This window comes from Aeromonas sp. 603079 (genome assembly GCF_049172135.1).
Lineage (GTDB): Bacteria > Pseudomonadota > Gammaproteobacteria > Enterobacterales > Aeromonadaceae > Aeromonas > Aeromonas veronii.
This window is the reverse complement of record NZ_JAAKPX010000010.1, coordinates 113,410-130,589: the sequence shown is the minus strand read 5'-3', so window position 1 is coordinate 130,589 and position 17,180 is coordinate 113,410. Positions and strand designations below refer to the sequence as shown.

16 protein-coding genes are annotated in these 17,180 nt (G+C 56.3%); 1 reads left to right on the top strand and 15 read right to left on the bottom strand.

Features of this window, described 5'->3' with window-relative positions:
• Window positions 1-5 precede the first annotated feature (5 nt).
• From G5287_RS09505 to G5287_RS09490, 4 genes are read right to left on the bottom strand one after another with little or no spacing between them, the layout of a single operon-like run.
• Window positions 6-2,114: a type IV pilus modification PilV family protein gene (locus G5287_RS09505; RefSeq protein ID WP_421172253.1), complete on the bottom strand. Its 2,109-nt coding sequence runs from the start codon at window positions 2,112-2,114 to the stop codon at window positions 6-8.
• Window positions 2,115-2,122: 8 nt separating this feature from the next.
• On the bottom strand, window positions 2,123-3,229 hold the full coding sequence (locus G5287_RS09500; RefSeq protein WP_216952861.1) for a PilX N-terminal domain-containing pilus assembly protein: 1,107 nt from the start codon (window positions 3,227-3,229) through the stop codon (window positions 2,123-2,125).
• A gap of 4 nt (window positions 3,230-3,233) precedes the next feature.
• Window positions 3,234-3,821, bottom strand: a complete 588-nt coding sequence (locus tag G5287_RS09495) for a PilW family protein (RefSeq protein WP_216954532.1) — start codon at window positions 3,819-3,821, stop codon at window positions 3,234-3,236.
• A 20-nt stretch (window positions 3,822-3,841) separates the two neighbouring features.
• Complete coding sequence (locus G5287_RS09490; RefSeq protein WP_216952860.1) at window positions 3,842-4,393, bottom strand: GspH/FimT family pseudopilin; 552 nt, start codon at window positions 4,391-4,393, stop codon at window positions 3,842-3,844.
• A gap of 95 nt (window positions 4,394-4,488) precedes the next feature.
• Here G5287_RS09490 and G5287_RS09485 point away from each other — a divergent pair, with 95 nt between their 5' ends.
• Complete coding sequence (locus tag G5287_RS09485; RefSeq protein ID WP_100654566.1) at window positions 4,489-4,878, top strand: type IV pilin protein; 390 nt, start codon at window positions 4,489-4,491, stop codon at window positions 4,876-4,878.
• A gap of 3 nt (window positions 4,879-4,881) precedes the next feature.
• Here G5287_RS09485 and tppA read toward each other — a convergent pair whose 3' ends face one another.
• From tppA to ribF, 11 genes are all read right to left on the bottom strand, one after another.
• The gene (gene tppA, locus G5287_RS09480) at window positions 4,882-5,283 is read right to left on the bottom strand and encodes a type IVa pilus pseudopilin TppA (protein ID WP_100654567.1); all 402 of its coding nucleotides are present in this window, start codon (window positions 5,281-5,283) and stop codon (window positions 4,882-4,884) included.
• A gap of 8 nt (window positions 5,284-5,291) precedes the next feature.
• Window positions 5,292-8,645 (bottom strand): pilus assembly protein, encoded by a 3,354-nt coding sequence (locus G5287_RS09475; protein WP_421231205.1) that lies wholly within the window; start codon window positions 8,643-8,645, stop codon window positions 5,292-5,294.
• A 10-nt stretch (window positions 8,646-8,655) separates the two neighbouring features.
• A complete protein-coding gene (locus G5287_RS09470; protein WP_123173790.1) occupies window positions 8,656-9,132 on the bottom strand; it encodes a pilus assembly PilX family protein in 477 nt (158 codons plus the stop codon).
• Between the two features lie 11 nt (window positions 9,133-9,143).
• Complete coding sequence (locus G5287_RS09465; RefSeq protein ID WP_421231204.1) at window positions 9,144-10,244, bottom strand: PilW family protein; 1,101 nt, start codon at window positions 10,242-10,244, stop codon at window positions 9,144-9,146.
• Window positions 10,241-10,636 carry a type IV pilus modification protein PilV gene (gene pilV / locus G5287_RS09460; RefSeq protein ID WP_421231203.1) on the bottom strand — a complete coding sequence of 132 codons (396 nt, stop codon included), beginning with the start codon at window positions 10,634-10,636 and terminating at the stop codon, window positions 10,241-10,243. Before pilV ends, G5287_RS09465 begins: the two co-directional genes overlap by 4 nt.
• Window positions 10,637-10,650: 14 nt before the next feature.
• On the bottom strand, window positions 10,651-11,154 hold the full coding sequence (gene tppE / locus G5287_RS09455) for a type IVa pilus pseudopilin TppE (protein WP_100646794.1): 504 nt from the start codon (window positions 11,152-11,154) through the stop codon (window positions 10,651-10,653).
• 254 nt (window positions 11,155-11,408) lie between these two features.
• The gene (gene ispH, locus G5287_RS09450) at window positions 11,409-12,344 is read right to left on the bottom strand and encodes a 4-hydroxy-3-methylbut-2-enyl diphosphate reductase (RefSeq protein ID WP_216952856.1); all 936 of its coding nucleotides are present in this window, start codon (window positions 12,342-12,344) and stop codon (window positions 11,409-11,411) included.
• Window positions 12,344-12,796, bottom strand: a complete 453-nt coding sequence (fkpB, locus tag G5287_RS09445) for an FKBP-type peptidyl-prolyl cis-trans isomerase (RefSeq protein WP_005341354.1) — start codon at window positions 12,794-12,796, stop codon at window positions 12,344-12,346. Before fkpB ends, ispH begins: the two co-directional genes overlap by 1 nt.
• Window positions 12,793-13,290: a signal peptidase II gene (lspA, locus tag G5287_RS09440; RefSeq protein WP_005340447.1), complete on the bottom strand. Its 498-nt coding sequence runs from the start codon at window positions 13,288-13,290 to the stop codon at window positions 12,793-12,795. Before lspA ends, fkpB begins: the two co-directional genes overlap by 4 nt.
• Entirely contained in the window at window positions 13,290-16,151 is a 2,862-nt protein-coding gene (gene ileS / locus G5287_RS09435; protein WP_227341908.1) for an isoleucine--tRNA ligase, read from the bottom strand. Before ileS ends, lspA begins: the two co-directional genes overlap by 1 nt.
• Window positions 16,151-17,125, bottom strand: a complete 975-nt coding sequence (gene ribF, locus G5287_RS09430; protein ID WP_019445579.1) for a bifunctional riboflavin kinase/FAD synthetase — start codon at window positions 17,123-17,125, stop codon at window positions 16,151-16,153. The genes ileS and ribF overlap by 1 nt, the downstream gene beginning before the upstream one ends.
• Window positions 17,126-17,180: the final 55 nt, after the last annotated feature.

The following is a 17,180-nucleotide window of genomic DNA, read 5'->3' as shown; positions in this document are numbered from 1 at the left end:
CGGATTCAAGGGGTACAACTTAGATTGGCCGCATTGGTTACACCATTATCCACCAGCAGGGCACAAGGACCACTAATCACCTGACCGTTGGCGGGTGGCGTCATGGCGATGCTGAGGGAAGCTGGTTTCAACAAGTAAGTTTTATTTCCCTGTGCACTGTAGGAGAAGTTCACCACCAAGCTACTATTTTGCGCTGCCGTACAGACATAGGTAGCCGGCTGGTTGTTAGCCTGGGGTTTATCAATACGGCAAGTAGCCCCCGTAGTTGTGGTACTGACATTCAAGCCACCGAAGGTATTTTTGCTGCAAGATACTGGCGCAGTATTGTTGCCATTCCCCTGCTCAAGACACTCGATCCGTCCCGATACCGTGAGAGTTGGCACAGTCTGGGAGCTGGTATCGATCGAGATAGGCATGGTGGCGACCTTGGCCTCACTTCGATCTACCGGTGAGATAAGTGAAGCTGTGATCCCCGAGTTACCTTGGTAGGCCGTCACCTTGATCGATGCACTTTGCAACACGTTGGATGCATCCTTGGTGCTCTTCTTGGCGGACAAATAACCACGGCTGTAGCTACCAAAATAATAGCTGCCAAGATCAACGACTGTCTTGACAGGCTCGTTGGTCACACCGACATAGTCAGAGGCACTGCCAGTCAACTGGCCACTCAATGGCACCAAGCTCCACTCCGCCAGCATGGTCAGATTGATATCCTGAAACGGAACCTTGGCCAACAGATCCTGAGAAGTCAGATCGAGCTTCGAGAGACTGTCCGGCGAGAGCAGATCCACGTAGATACCTCTAGCAATCAACTGGGCGGTCCCCGTATTCATGGTGATCTTGGTGCTGGTATCTCCCCCTGTCGCAGCATTGGCAGGCAACCACTCTGCAAATTCGGTGATCGTCGGCGGCGTGGCCGTGGGGTTTGCGGTCCAGTTGAGGGTGTTTTTCTGCCAGGTGATGTAGGTAGTAACTACGTACTTGATGTAGTTCTGATAGCTGGTCTGGTTTGCGGGCTTGGCAAGAAAATCAGCGCTGGTCACGACAACTTTGATCAGGTTCCAGTCAGGCAGCGGGCGATAGTAACCATCAAGTCTGACAAAGCGGCAGGCATCCACATAATCGCCACTATTGACCGATGAGAGGCCACTGTTGTAACGCAGTCGACTGGTATTGAGTGGAGCGTAAAACTGTTCGAAACTGCTGCCGCTGCCATCGAAATGATCCTTGCAGCAACTGGTGCAGAGACTCGGCTGATCTCTGACACTGCTGTTGAGTACCCCGGTCTGCTTGGTAACCTGGGAGCCCACATTCCAGTACAACAGGTTGCTGCTGGTCAAAATGGCCTTACCGGGCAGGTAGGCATTGACACTCGAGCCATAACTGCAGGAACAGGAGACCGATGCCAGATCCTGCAGCACCTGTTGAGTATTGCCACCATTGTCTGGCTTATAGGTAACAGTCTCGAATTGCACCAGTTTGCCAACAGAACCATCCTTGGAGGTCACGGTGGGCAATGGCTTGCTGGTCTCTTGCTTGCGCCCTTCCTGGTCAATCTGGATGGAAATGACATCGGGCGCGACCCCGGGGGTATAAACCACATGGGGCGGTTCACGACTGGTATCCAACCCCCCGTTAAACTGATTCTGGGTTAATGACTCAACAGGCGATACCGCACCGGAAAGCAACAAGGAATGGGACTGCCCGACGCTGTCGCTCCAACTGACAGTGACATTGACCACCTTTCGGCCAGAATAGGCATGCAAATAACCCGCCGGGATAGCCGTTTGCCAGCCAGAACCATTCCAGTACTGATTGCTGACGGTCCAACTAAGGGCATAAGTCCCACCGCCATCAGGAGGTGTCGCCGAACTGGAACCTGCCGCGATACTGTTATAAGCAGTAAGCGGTGAAACCGCGCTTACCACTCCATTGAAGGTACGAAACGCATCCAGTTTTGACTCCGCCAGACGCATGGCTACCTCATAACGGCGGCTATCCTGGGAGGTATTGAGCAACGAACGAGACATAGCCACCAATCCTGCGACCCCCACTCCCAGCAGAACCAGAGTGATCAAAATCTCTAACAGCCCAAATCCCTTGTGCGGTTTCATACATGCTCCTACCAGTCGCGCCAGCTACCAGGCACCAGATTGATGCTCTGAAACGCAGCCCCATTTTCGATATTGCTCAACACCGCCTGATCATACTTGGCATCAAAGGTACCGTTAGCCGTTTTGCCCAGTTGATAGTTGGCCACCACGGCACCGTTGACGATAGCCCCCCCCTTCAAGCTGATATCAGTAGTCGCCGTAGCAGGCGTGGATGAATAGGCAAACACCAGCCCATAGAGGGTAGCGCTCCCATTGACCATCAGATTGCCATTGCGAACGATGAGTACCACGGGCGCAGCAACCGAGCCGATAGACCCACCCGGTTTGCAGTCTCCATCGACGATAATAAGGCCGCTTGAGGCGGTCGAGAGCGAGTCGCAATTATTCAACCGTTGTACTGCTCGTGACTCCAGATTGGCCCACCCCGTAGCGTCATCATTCTCGTTAAACAGATACCAGACCAGGTCTGTGGGGAATGCCGTATCATTATCTTTGATGTCCGACTGCTTATCACCCTTCTGGCTAATGTAGGTACTGCACCCGCCGCTGTAGTCTCCCTGATGGCAAGTCTGACCAGAACCATTGGTCAAATCCACATTGCCATTCGTCCAGACAGATAACGGAACCCCTGGCCCCCCACCGTTAGGGTTGGCCACCACAGTGAAGTTGCCGGATACTGCCATACCACCGGCAACTGTCAGGGGGGCTGCGGGAGTGCCGGCCAACACGCTTATCTTGATGGCCTTCACCTCAACCTCTGCATTGGCGGTACTGTCCACCAGGGTTGCCATAGTGCGCACTTTAACCGGAACTACGTTCGCCCCACCGACAATCACGGTCGGTTCATCCAGAGCCCACAGGGTATAATTGCCAGCCGAAACAGTGATAGATATACCGCTACTGGGGGTGCGCCAAGCTGCATCCTGCGCAAGCCGTCCGACCCCATCCGAGAGACCCAGCTCGGCCAGTGCCAACGCCTGCCGGTACTGTACTTCATTAAGACTGACACGACGGTCAGCAACCATCAGCTTGCCCACCAGCAAAGAGATGCCAAGCAGGATCACAATAAGCAGCAGCGTAATAGTGAATGTGGTAAAGCCAAGATAACGTTTCATGGCATCAATACCCGTCGTTACGCAGCTTGATATCACGCTGCAAGGTGAGTTTAAGTGCACTATTTGCCTTTAACTGACCCGATATGGCCAAGCGCACCGTTCTCGCGCCAGCCGACGCACTGCTTCCAAGCAGCGAAAAAGTGAGGTCAGTCACCTCAATGGTGTCATCGGTACTGAGTAAATTCCCCGTGCTGCAACTGGTACCGAGCTGCACCCCTTTGTCGGTACTGTCGTAGCTGTAAATAAAGATCTCATTGGCACCGAGGGTTCCATTGTTATCATCATCGTATTTCAGCCGGATACAGCGATAAATCTTGGAACCAGTGATCGTCTCATTCATCAGGTCGCTGCCAGTATCAAAATAGAAGGGGGATCTGGAGCCTGATGCAGCATTGAGAAACACAGTAGCTCCCTGATCGTAACCAGTTCGCTGTACATCACGGGCAATCATGTCCGTGATACTTTGCAACTCCTGATTTAGACGACTTACCTGCATCGATGTTTGATTGGCCTTGAGAATAGTGGCGAACAAGGATGTTACGGCTGCAACCAAAAACAGACCTGCGACCATGGCCACCATTAACTCGACGATGTTAAAGCCTCGTGCCAGACCTAATCGCATGGAGAGCTCCCCGTGACTGGCTCGGTTCTCACTCGCCCATTTGTGGCAATAATAACCCTGTGCTCAGAGGTCCCGTTCTTCAGACAAATAGAACCATTGCCCAAACCGCCACTGCCGTGAAGATCTTTGAATGAGCCTCTACGGTTATTGATTTCAAGAGCATTTTCAGAACCGGATAATTCATAGTTTGTCGTCAGAGTAATGCCGTTAAACTCGCTGGCATCAACGCCCTTGCGACCTTCAATAGCAGAACATGAATCCGAGCAGCTATTACATGCCGAATCAAGAGCGATGCGATAGCACCAATTGGCCTGCCCCGCATTGAATATCTTGAAGATTATCGGTTTATTACGTTTGATAGCCTCAGACTTGAGCAGCATGATATCCGTGTAAACGGCTTGGGTAGCCGCCTTGACTATCTGCTCCTGGCGCAATGACTGATAACTGGGGATGGCTACGGTTAGCAGCAGGGCGACCAGAGCCATGGCGATCATCAATTCAATCATGGTAAAACCGGCTGAGCGCCCCTCTGCGAATTCCATTGGCTAAAGACTCCTTTCTTTTCGCACATGCCAGTAGAGTATGATGTCAGTACTATCCTATAGTATCTATCTGTTTAACGAACCCTGCCGCGCCCATGAGAATCAAACAATCCGGAATCACCCTGCTGGAATTGATGGTGGTCGTTGCCATCGTTGCCATCATTGCCGCTGTCGCCTACCCGAGCTTTACTGACGGTCTGCGTAAATCTCGTCGAGCCGATGCCATCAAGGGCTTGCTGACCATGCAGCTCAAACAAGAAGAATTTCGCATCTCCAATGCCAGTTACAGCAGTGCGATAGCCAGTGTGGGCAACCCAACCAGCGATTACTACACCTTTAGCATTTCTGGCGCCAGCGCCACCGCCTACACACTGGTGGCCACCAGCAAGGGGGCCCAGGTCGGCGACAAGGCCGGCAATACGGCCTGTGATACCCTGACTATCAACAAGGCCGACATCAAGACGCCTGCCGAGTGCTGGAACTGAACGCTACCAGCATTCGGTGGCTGTCATGGTGGCTCGTGATACCCCCTGCAGTCCGCTCTGATCGAGAGTCAACAATCCACAGGGATCGCCATTCATCACACCGGTCGGAATGGCGGTCAGGGTATAACGGGCCCCACTGGCATTGAGCGCTACATTGTAATACGCAGCCCCCCCATCCCTCGGCAGGGTCGCCAAGCCGGCAGAGGCTAGGTTACCGGCGTCGTAATTGCCATTGGCAGTAAACTCCCGCTCCAGATATTGCGCCGCTTCCAGCAACACTGCCTTGGCTTCGGCCCGCTTGGCAGCCGCCATGTAGTTGTTGTAACTGGGATACGCGATCGCGGCCAGAATGGCGACCACTGCGACCACTATCATCAACTCAATCAGGGTAAAACCACGTTCCATGCCAACCTCTACTCCAGTTGCAACCAGGACTGGCGGCCACCCAGATAGCCTGCCCCCTCTTCCAGCGTGACCGAGATATTTCCGCTGGAGCCGCTGATATATTTGCGCTCCATCTCGGCATCTTCCACTACGCTTGGCGTCGTGGTGAGCTCATCAAATTGCTTGCCGCTGACCGGCACCTTGATGTCATTGCCGGCTTCATCCTCGATCGCGACGTAATCATCATCGTTGACGGCCCCGTCGCCGTTAACATCAAACACCGAGTAGGTGAGTCTGGCCCCCGAGATGGGATCCAGCTCCATCAGCCAGGAGCGGCCACCAAAGTCACAGGCATCCGCCGACGGGATCAAGGTATTGAAGATCAATCGCTTATGCCGATAGAGCATCTCGGAGACGGCCCGCTCACCGACCCCCTTGCTCAAGCTTGGCGATTTCAATAGCAGATACCAACCCTTTTGGCTGGTGTAATTGACATTCCGGTTGGAGACAACCCTCACGTTGAACTTGATAGTGGTGCCGTTGGCCACAAACTCATGGGTGATGCTCTGCTGCAACAGCTGGCTACTGAGCACGGTAGCCCCCGTATCCCAGATACCGTACACCGCTTCCAGCCTCGGCGTGGCGGGAACCAGTTTGTCATCATTGGTAAAATAACTGCCAGTCCCCATCATCACCATAACCCCCCCTTTAGGGTGCCGAATAGCCAAAGGACGCATGGTGATCGGCTGACGCGTACCGGCACTGCAGCTGCCATTACAAGCCTGGAACAGCGGCTTGGGCTTGTTGCCCGTTTTCAAAGCACTTCCCCACTGGGCACTGTTTTTGTCAGTCAGATCGAATTTCCACAGATTGCCGTGCAGGTCACCGGCATAGACATAGTCGACAACCCTGTCCCCGTCTTGATCTACCGGCAAGGGGGAAGATAGACCGTTGGGCTCGCTGGAAGACCCTACCTCGGTATCAATCTCTTTGATGATGGCGCCAGTCGCCAGATCCAGCACAAACAGCCTCGCAGTCTGACTGGTGCTGTTGTAACCATTCGCAACCAGAGCAACCCATTTGTTGTCGGCTTTGACACGTACCAGAGTGGGTGCCGCCAGTGCAACCCCCATTTCGCTATCGGTGAACTCCCACAGCATCTTGTCGGCGGTGAAGTTATCCGGGGCCGTCACATCGATGGCAAATACCGCCTTGCCACCGGCACCGGTGGATCCCAGCAAGATGCTCTTCCAGCGACTGCCCAGATAGGCATCGCCCACCCTGGGCGTCCCATCCACATAGTAGCGATGGCTGTAATTCGGTCTGGTCAACTGATTCAGCTCGCCCAGCAGGCTGGACGGGATATAGGCCAGTCGCTCGACACCGTCGGCGACTCGAAATCCGTGCAGCATACCGTCATTGGCACCGACATAGAGCATGGGTGGGCGCCGGGTAATCGCCGTCGAGCCTAGAAAAGCCTGGTAACCCTCCCGCTCGGTCTGGGTCAGACCGGTTGCACTGCTGTAACCGTAATCACGCTTGCCCACGTAGACGGGATCAGAATTGATGATGTCGCCGAGCAGATCACTGCGATTGCGAAACGCACCGCCATTGCGCTGCTCGCCACTGCGCTCACCGCGCAGATAGGCGACCCGGCTTTCTCCCTGGTTGTCACCAGCGACATTGAATAGAGCCCGGTTGGTCACATTCAGCGTATCCCAATGGAAGGGGATGCCGACACCATCTTGCCGGGTGAAGATATTGCGTGCCGAAGGCTCGGGGATCAAGGTAGCGGCATCCCAGGCGATCTCCCCAAGGGTGCCATCGCTGTTAAGCGGGATCGAGACCAGTTGCCCCGACCAGTCGCCGCTGTTGTAGCGGGCTTGGTAGATGTGGGTATTGCTGTCCAGCCGGGTTGCGTTGGCGGTTACCGAGCTGGCGGAGCTGTTGCGCGCTGCGATCTGGGCAAGGGTACTGCTCAGAGCTGCGGCAAAGGTATCGGGATCTGCCGCGCTGAAGAAATTCCCTTTGCTGTTGACGGCCGCATGCCACAGATCATCAATTTTCTTTGCATCGGAGCCGTAGGGGCTGGGCCAACTCACAGGCTTCCCGCTGGCAGGGTTCAAGGTGCCGTTGACCCCCAATCCGACCGTGAAGTTGACCAGATGCTGCCAATTAGCGGGATCCTCCGTGCTGGTCGGAACCTTGTTTGCGAGATCGGGACGCAGATCCGTTTTCCAGTAATGGTAAGCCACATCAGCCAAGGTATCAGCGGTTCCATCATTGTCTTGGTCACCGACCGCAGGGTCAGGATCATAAGCTCGTCCCTCACTCCAGTAACCATCGGTCATCAGGATGTTATAACTCTGGCGACAGGTAAGATGAGGAAGCGTGCTACCGGCACTGACGGCCCAGGGGCCATCGCCACCCGTCTTGGAAAAGTAGTTTCCCACATGCTGGAGGCTGGTCCGCAGTGGAGTACCGGCAGCTGGAATATCTCGGCTATAGAGATCTTTGAAAAAGTCACTGCGATTAGTACCCGAAAAAGCGGCTACATCACGGATCACACTACCGCTGGCGTTGATGGTGGCAAAACCGACTCGCAGCGATTGCCCCTGACTGGCAAAGGCACGCCCAATGCCAGCTCGTGCTGCCAGGATCCGCGAACGGTAATAGGTATACCAGTTGGCAAAGTTCTGGATCTCCTCGTCATAGCTACAGGCAGGCGCGCTCTTGCAGTCGCTGCGATTGGGCCGCCCAAGGTAACTTGACGTGCTTTTACTTATCTCCACCCTGTTATAGCTACTCACCTTCTTGACATCACCGCTACCTTTGTAGTCGAAATAGACGGCAGGCCAGAACTCTTCCGTTTTATTTACTTCATCATCATTAAATTTTTTATAGAAAGTAGCGTTATCGGCATTTGCGTACTCCGTACCTTCATTGGTCAAATCACGGCACGACCTATCGGGATTCTTCAATGGATTGTGCGGGGCGCAGGTAATTTTGGCATTACTCATCAAGGTGCCATCCGCCTTGACCCAAGGGCGATAGGTCAACTGCGGATTGTAATAAAGCTTGTTGTTATGGCTGGAACGGGTGTAGGCATTACGATTACTGCCCGCAGCAAAGGTCACGGTACGATTATCGTAATCATCGCTACCATAGACCTTGTTAGCACGTGGGTAGACATAACGCGCATCGTTCTCGATCAAGGACTCGGGCATGATCTCGAAATGCATCGAACCCGAATCATCTAGGGTAAACATGATATTGGGATCGGCCCGGGTGCCGAGATAGAGGGGAACCTGGGCAATATCGAGCGCCGCCTGTGCCGAAGCACAGCAGAGCATCACCGAAAGGCCAAAACCAAGTTTGCCCATACACCGCCTCCTAGCGACTATAGGTCGATTGCAACAGCACCCGGCTCTCGTCAGAGAGACCAAATCCCCTTGCAGTAATACGATATAGACGACGCTCACTGATGGGCTCATCGACTGCCAGATCCTCGCTCCCCCCCTGGGTATAGGGCAACCGTTCGATAAAGTATTCGGGAGCGCGCCCCGCCAGACCACTGTTGGTATAGGTACGCCAAGCGGTCGAAGGGGAGGCAGGATCCACCGCGGTGTCGATAAATTCATACAGGCCCGCGCTGTTGTCATAGGGACCCGAGTTGCCAGCCTCGATATAGCGCTCGGCAGCGCGCAGGCCCGCTTCTGCCGCCTGCAATGCCTGCAGCGCCTCTTTCTGGTTACCCGCCATCTTCTCTTGCAACTGCGCCCCACGCATACTGGCCATACCCAGCAGGCTCACCATGACCAGAAAAATCAGGCTGATCACCAGCGCCATCCCCTGCTGTCGATCCATCATGACTGGGCTCCTCAAGGTAGCCGGTTGCGCAGCGCAACTGTGGTTTCGGCGACCCAGTACCAGTTGCGATCGGTCGCCCGGAAGGTGGTTCCGGCAAAGCTAAGGGCCTGCGGAGACGACACCACATTGCCTTGGTTACTGCGCATAAGAAGCTGTACTCCAATCCCCAGTACATTGTTCCAGTTTGGATTGCTGGCGGCGCTCACATAGCGATCTGCCGCCCGATCCCGGTTCTGATCCTCGCCGAATGTAAGTTGCATATTGGCCACCCCTTCGATAAGGGGCATACCTGCAGCCACCCCGTTCTTGCGATAAAGCGCGTAGGGGCTGCTGGCGGAGGGGCGGGCGATATAGTAGAGACGGGTTTCCACCCTGTTCACGACCGAGCCAAGACCGAATCGCTCCTCGGGTGGGCTGCTGGCCCCCCCCCAGGAACTGCTGGCATTGCCTGGCGTATATTTGTTGTCATTGGAGTGGACGATATTGACCTCACGCCCCCCTGCCACGCCCTGTACTTTGGTGACCTGAAATATTCTGGCCTTCTGACAGTCGGAGACCATGACAATATCTCCCTCGCACAGATCGCTATAACCCTGTGCGCCGGAACCACAATAGTCGGCCTTGCTGGATAGCTGCTGCACAAAGAGCTGGGCGGCACTGTTATGATTATCACGACTGAGCGGAACCCCAACCCCAACCGGCCCCTGAACCAACAGGATATCGCTACCCGGCATGGGTCTGGGCTCGGAACCGCTGAACAGAGCAGACAGCTCGGCTGGCAAAGTGGACGTCACATTGTCGTAACCACGCAAAAAGGTGGTGAAGTTGTAGGGCAGTGCCGTACTGTTATTGAGGGTATTGGTGATATTGACCCCCTGTTTGCTGAGACACCCCTGATAGCCCACCATACGCAGCTCTTTTTGCAGCAGATTGGTGGCAAATCCGCTATCTTCCCGCACCCGGGCAATGGCCTCGCCAGTGAGATAGGTTTTGTGATTGCCGAGAAACACCTGAATCATGACCCCCACCGTTATCAGCGAGAGCACCAAGGCGATCATCACCTCGACCAAGCCGATCCCGTGCTGGTGTAGCGGCAAACCGCTCCTTCTCATAGGTCCGTCCTCAGGATCATGCTGCGCGACGCAGGATCAGTCGACAGCCGACTGCTATCCCACTGAATAGTGATGGTGGCCCTTCCGGCACTGACCGATACGGCGCCATCGCCACCTGGTAGCTCGGCTACGACCCGCTTCCAGTGTTGCAGATCCTGAACCGCCATAGAGCTACCCGAGACAGTTTCGCCCAAGTCGATATTGTATTGCCCGTTCAGAGCCGCGCTGCGATTAGCCCGCATCATGTCGTTGATCATGTATGCATACTGGGTCGCCTCGGTACGCATCAGCGCCGACTGGTTACTCTTGAGAGCCTGCAGTTGCAGAGTCGCCATGCCCAGAATACCGATGGAGAGCACCAGTACCGAGATCATGATTTCAAGCAGTGACAAACCCCGTTCTCGCATCATGGGCAGCTAGCCTCGGTAATGGAAGGGCGACCAGCCACTGTGATGTTGATATCACGGGAGGGCTCATTCCGACACTCATCAGGACGCAGGGAAAATACCCGTGCCAACGGAGTGCGGCCATCAAGAAAACCCTCGCTATTAAAACGCAGCAGGGAGGTATTGCTGCTCAATACCCCGCCCCCCATGTCGGGAAAGCCTCGCAACAACTCACCATTATCCAGTATGCCGTTACCGTTGCCATCGACCCAGATCTGCCAGCCAGCCTCCCAGTGATGCTGGGTCAGGTTATCGGCAGAGGCGGAGAGGGTCACTACCGTGTTGCGGCGAATGGCTTCTGAGCGGGCAAGGTTGATGGCCGCAACAAAGTTGTTAGCCTGAGTATTGAGAGAAATAGTGCGCAGCAAAGCGTTGAAGGAAGGAACCCCCAACGTGAGTAACAAAGAGACGAGCGCTATGGTGACCATAAGCTCGATAAGGCTAAAACCTGAACGCAAAAACATCCTGTTTCGCTCTGATTTGTTCCAGGAGGACAGACACACTCCATGTGTGCTAAGCCAGAGTAAGGGCTTGATGGCAGTCTATGCCGGGCACTTGGTGTTTCAATCCCGGCAATGCAAAAGTTCGAGCTGCATCATCAATTTTCGCTGCAATCTAGTTGCGAACATGCAAAGAGGACTCGTTAGAGCCAAAAAAACAAAGCCACCTCAACGAGGTGGCTCTGGCAATAAACCGACATCCAGCGAGATGAGAGGGATCAGAGGATCCGCAGCTCTGGCGGCACTTCAAACACCACGTTCTCTTCACGGCCAGGATGCTCGGCGACCACCTTGCCTCCCAGCTCCCGCAGGCGGGCAATCACGGACTGCACCAGCACCTCGGGGGCGGATGCGCCGGCAGTGACCCCTATCGCCTTCACCCCTTCCAGCCAGCTCGCCTCAATCATCGACGCATCGTCGATAAGATAGGCTCTGGCGCCCACCTTCTCGGCCAGCTCGCGCAGACGGTTGGAATTGGAGGAGTTGCGAGACCCCACCACCAGCATGGCGTCCACCAGCCCCGCCATCTCCCGCACCGCATCCTGACGGTTCTGGGTGGCGTAGCAGATATCGTCCTTGCGCGGCCCCTGGATCTTGGGGAAGTGCTTGCGCAGCGCATCGATCACGTCAGAGGTCTCATCCACGCTCAGGGTAGTCTGGGTGACGAAGCAGAGGTCATCCGGATTCTTCACCTTGAGCCTGGCCACATCTTCCGGTGTCTCCACCAGATACATGCCACCTTCGCGATTCTCGTATTGCCCCATGGTCCCGATCACCTCGGGGTGGCCAGCATGACCGATAAGCACGGCTTCGGAGCCCTTGCGACTGGCGCGATGGACTTCCATGTGAACCTTGGTCACCAGCGGACAGGTGGCATCAAATACCTTGAGGGCGCGGGACTTGGCCATCTCGCGCACTGTTTTGGCCACGCCGTGAGCAGAGAAAATGACGATGCTGTCATCCGGCACCTCATCGAGCTCCTCGACGAAGACGGCACCCGCATCTTTCAGCTTGTTCACCACATAGCGGTTATGCACCACTTCGTGGCGGACATAGATGGGGGCACCGAACTTCTCCAACGCGCTCTCGACAATGCTGATGGCGCGATCGACACCGGCGCAAAAACCGCGAGGGTTAGCGAGCAGAATATCCATTAATGCACCTTCTCCTCATCATCAACGCCCAGGATCTCCACCTCGAAGGTGACGGTATGACCGGCCAGCGGGTGGTTGAAATCGACCGTCACCGACATCCCGGCTACCGCCCGGATAATGCCCGGCAGCTCGCTGCCATTGGGCTGATCGAACAGGATGATGGTGCCGACTTTTGGCTCCACATCGGCGCCAAATTTGGCACGGTCGAGATGGTAGATGTTGTCGGGATTGGAGAGACCAAAGGCCTCTTCCGGCGCCAGAGTAAAACTCTTGCTCTCCCCTTCGCTCAGCCCCAAAAGGCACTGCTCGAAGGTGGGGGTCAGGCTGCCATCGCCCATCCGCAGGCGGGCAGGTTTGCCGTGCAGCGCCGTGCTGTCGGCAACCGAGCCATCTTCCAGCTTGATGGAGAAGTGGAACAGCACGCTGCTGTTAGCGGTGATCTGCTGGCTCATGCCTGCTCCTTTTTCTCACCACGGAAACCGTCCAGCACGATCATGGCGGCCCCGATAAAGATAAAGCTGTCGGCCAGATTAAATGCCGGCCAATGCGCACGCTGCCAGTAGAAGTCGAGAAAATCGACCACATGGCCCAACACCAGTCGATCAAAGACGTTGCCGAGGGCGCCGCCGATGATGAGTGAATAGGCGATACCGCTCCAACGCTGGGTCACCGACTGCTTGCGCAGCCAGTGGATCAGCAATCCACAGATGGCAAAAGCCAGCACCGCGAAGAACCAGCGCTGCCAGCCCCCCTGATCAGCCAGAAAGCTGAATGCGGCGCCCTTGTTGTAGACGTGAACCAGATTGAAGAAGGGGGTGATCTCCACCCCCGGGTAACCAAATGGCAGCAACTTGACCACGGCGAGCTTGCTCGCCTGGTCCAGAACAAAGGCCAGCACTGCCAGCCACAGCCAACGCAGGCCGCTTTTATGTTGAGTCATGTTCATCAGGCAAATTGACGCGTTTCGCCGTCACCCTCAACGTTGGTCACACAGCGACCACAGATCTCTTCGTGACCGGCTATGGTGCCCACATCTTCTACATGGTGCCAGCAGCGGTCGCACTTGGCGGCAGCAGACTGGGCCACGCTCAGCCACAGGTCATCACGCTCGGTCGCCACAGAGCCTTCCGGCGCAGTGTCAGCCTCAACCACATTGGCTTTGGAGGTGAGCAGCACGAAGCGCAGCTCATCAGCCAGGGCATTCAGGCGTGCAGCCAGCTCCGGCTTGGCGAACAGGGTCAGCTCGGCCTGCAGGGAGCCGCCGATACGCTTCTCGCCACGGGCCACTTCCAGCGCCTTGTTCACTTCACCACGCACGGTGAGGATCTCGGCCCAGAAATCGTCGTTGAGGGTTTCACCCGCTTCCAGCCCGAACAGGCCGTCGTACCACTCTTCGGTGAAGACGAACTCGCCGCGCTCACCCGGCAGCAGTGCCCAGATTTCATCGGCGGTGAAGCTCATGATCGGCGCCATCCAGCGCACCATGGCCTCGGCGATGTGATAGAGGGCTGTCTGGCAGGAGCGACGGGCCAGGCTGTCAGCCTTGGCGGTGTACTGACGATCCTTGATGACATCCAGATAGAAGGAGCCCATCTCGATGGAGCAGAACTGCATCAGCTTCTGGGTTACACCGTGGAAGTTGTACTCGTCGAATGCCGCCATGATCTCGGCCTGTACCGCTTTGGCACGACCCACAGCCCAGCGATCCACCACCACCATGTCGGCAGGTGCCACCATGTCGGTCGCCGGATTGAAGCCGTTCAGGTTGGCCAGCAGGAAGCGGGCTGTATTGCGAATACGGCGATAAGCATCGGCAGAGCGCTTGAGGATCTCATCGGAGACAGTCATCTCGCCGGTGTAATCAGTGCTCGCTACCCACAGACGCAGGATGTCGGCACCCAGCTTGTTCATTACGTCTTGCGGGCTCACCACGTTGCCGATGGACTTGGACATCTTGCGACCCTGACCATCCACAGTGAAGCCGTGAGTCAGCACCTGGTTATAGGGAGCCTTGTCTTTCATGGCCACACCGATCATCAGGGAGGACATGAACCAGCCACGGTGCTGGTCAGAACCTTCCAGATACATGTCGGCCGGCTTGCCGTTGAACTCGGGACGGGCATCGACCACGGAGGCGTGGGTAGAACCGGAGTCAAACCAGACGTCCAGAGTGTCAGGCACCTTGTCGTACATGTCTGCATCGGCACCCAGCAGCTCGGCCTTGTCCAGATCCCACCATGCCTGAATACCGGACAGCTCGACCCGCTTGGCTACTTCGTGCATCAGGCGCACGGATTCCGGATGCAGTTCCTGGGTCTCTTTGTGGACGAACAGGGAGATAGGCACACCCCAGGTGCGCTGACGGGAGATACACCAGTCAGGACGGTTCTCAACCATCGCCTGAATGCGGTTTTTACCCCAGGCCGGTACCCAGCCGCTCTGGCCTTGCTGGGCAATACCGTCCTTCTCGATGCGCTCGATCTCTTCCAGCGCGCGCTTGCGCAGACCCTTCTGCTCCATGCTGATGAACCACTGCGGAGTAGCACGGAAGATGATCGGGGTCTTGTGACGCCAGCAGTGCGGATAGGAGTGGTTGAACACCTTGTGATGCAGTAGGGCGCCGCGTTCGGTCAGCACTTCGATCACGGAGGCATTGGCCTTGAACACATGCTGACCGGCAAACAGTTCGGTATCAGGCAGGTAAACGCCATTGCTGCCAACCGGGTTGGCCACTTCCAGACCGTATTTCTGGCCGACCACGAAGTCTTCCTGACCGTGGCCAGGGGCGGTGTGTACGGCGCCGGTACCGGCATCCAGGGTAACGTGATCACCCAGTACCACCGGCACATCGAAGCTGTAGAAGGGGTGGTTGAAGCGCAGCAGCTCGAGCGCGGCACCCTTGGCATAGCCCAGATTGTGGAACTTCTCGATACCGGCGCGATCCATCACGTCCTTGACCAGCTCGGCGGCCAGGATCAGACGCTCTGGGTGCTCACCTTCAACCTGCACCAGTGCGTAATCCAGATCGGCGTGCATGGCGATGGCGCGGTTGGCTGGCAGGGTCCACGGAGTAGTGGTCCAGATCACCGCAGAGATCGGGCCCTTGCCGGTGTGGCCTTCGGCGCAGTCAAACTTGGCGGCAACGGATGCCTCATCAACGGCCTTGAAGCGCACATCGATGGAGGGGGAGTTCTTGTCGTAGTACTCCACTTCGGCTTCAGCCAGCGCGGAGCCGCAATCGGTACACCAGTGCACCGGTTTGGAACCTTTGTGCAGGTGGCCGTTTTCAACGATCTTGGCCATGGAGCGGATGATGTTGGCTTCGGTGCCAAAATCCATGGTCAGGTAGGGATGTTCCCAGTCGCCCAGCACACCCAGACGGATGAAGTCGGTCTTCTGCGCTTCGATCTGGGTCTTGGCGTATTTGCGGCACTCGGCGCGGAATTCGGCAGCGGAAACCTTCTCGCCCGGCTTGCCGACCATGCCTTCCACTTTCAGTTCGATAGGCAGACCGTGGCAATCCCAACCCGGCACATAGGGGGAATCGAAACCGGAGAGGCCCTTGGACTTGATGATGATGTCTTTGAGGATCTTGTTGACCGAGTGACCGATGTGAATGTTGCCGTTCGCATAGGGGGGGCCATCGTGCAGAATGAAAGAAGGCTTGCCCGCTTTGGCGCGGCGAATAGCGCCGTAGAGATCCTGATCGTACCAACGTTTCAGCATGTTGGGTTCGCGCTTGGCCAGATCGCCACGCATCGGAAACTCGGTTTCCGGAAGATTCAGGGTGTGTTTATAGTCGCTCATCAGTCCTGGGTTCCCTTCTTTTCTAAAAGAGTGCTGGGTAAATTGAATTGTGGCAGCCCGAACCAGGCTCGGGCCGCCAGGGCATCTCGTTCGATCTGCTCTTTCAAGGCAGTGAAAGAGGCAAACTTCTGCTCTTCGCGCAGCTTGTGGCGAAGCAGCACCTTGACCTGCTGACCATATAGATCACCAGAAAAATCAAATAGATGTACTTCCAATCTGGCTTGTGTACCGCTCAAGGTCGGCCGAACACCCACATTGGCTACACCGGGGAAGGTCTTGCCGGAACATATCACTTCCACCGCAAACACGCCACCGACCGGGATCACCTGACGCTTGAGGGCCAGATTGGCGGTGGGAAAACCTATGGTGCGCCCTAGCTTGTCGCCGTGGGCCACCCGGCCGCTGATGGTGTAGGGGCGGCCAAGCATCAGCTCCACCTCCGCCATCCGGCCCGCCTTAAGGGCTTCACGCACCAGGGTGCTGCTGACCCGCTGCCGTTCGAGCTGGAAGCTCTGGGTGCTGATCACCTCGAAGCCGAAGCGATGGCCCGCCTCCTCCAGCAGGTGGAAATCCCCTTCCCGCCCCTTGCCGAAGCGAAAATCATCGCCGACCACCAGATAGCGCACCCCGAGCTTCTCCACCAGCAACTGCTCGATGAAGGTCGAGGCCGCCTGCTCGGCAAAACGGTGGCTGAAGCGCACGCAGAGCATGCGATCGATATGCAGCCCCTGCAGCGCTTCGTACTTTTCCCGCAACCGGCTCAGCCGGGCGGGCGCTGCCGTGCCGGCAAACAGTTCCAGCGGCTGCGGCTCAAACAGCATGACGCAGGCGGGCAATCCCAGCTGGGCCGCTTTCTCCTTGAGACGTGCCAATACCGCATGGTGACCCTGATGAACCCCATCAAAGTTGCCAATGGTTAATACACATCCCCGGTGACGGGGCTTGAGATTGTGAATGCCGCGAATAAGCTCCATCAGTGCCTTGTGCGTTGCTGCCATGGAAATCGGCGGATTATATATCAGGCAGCAG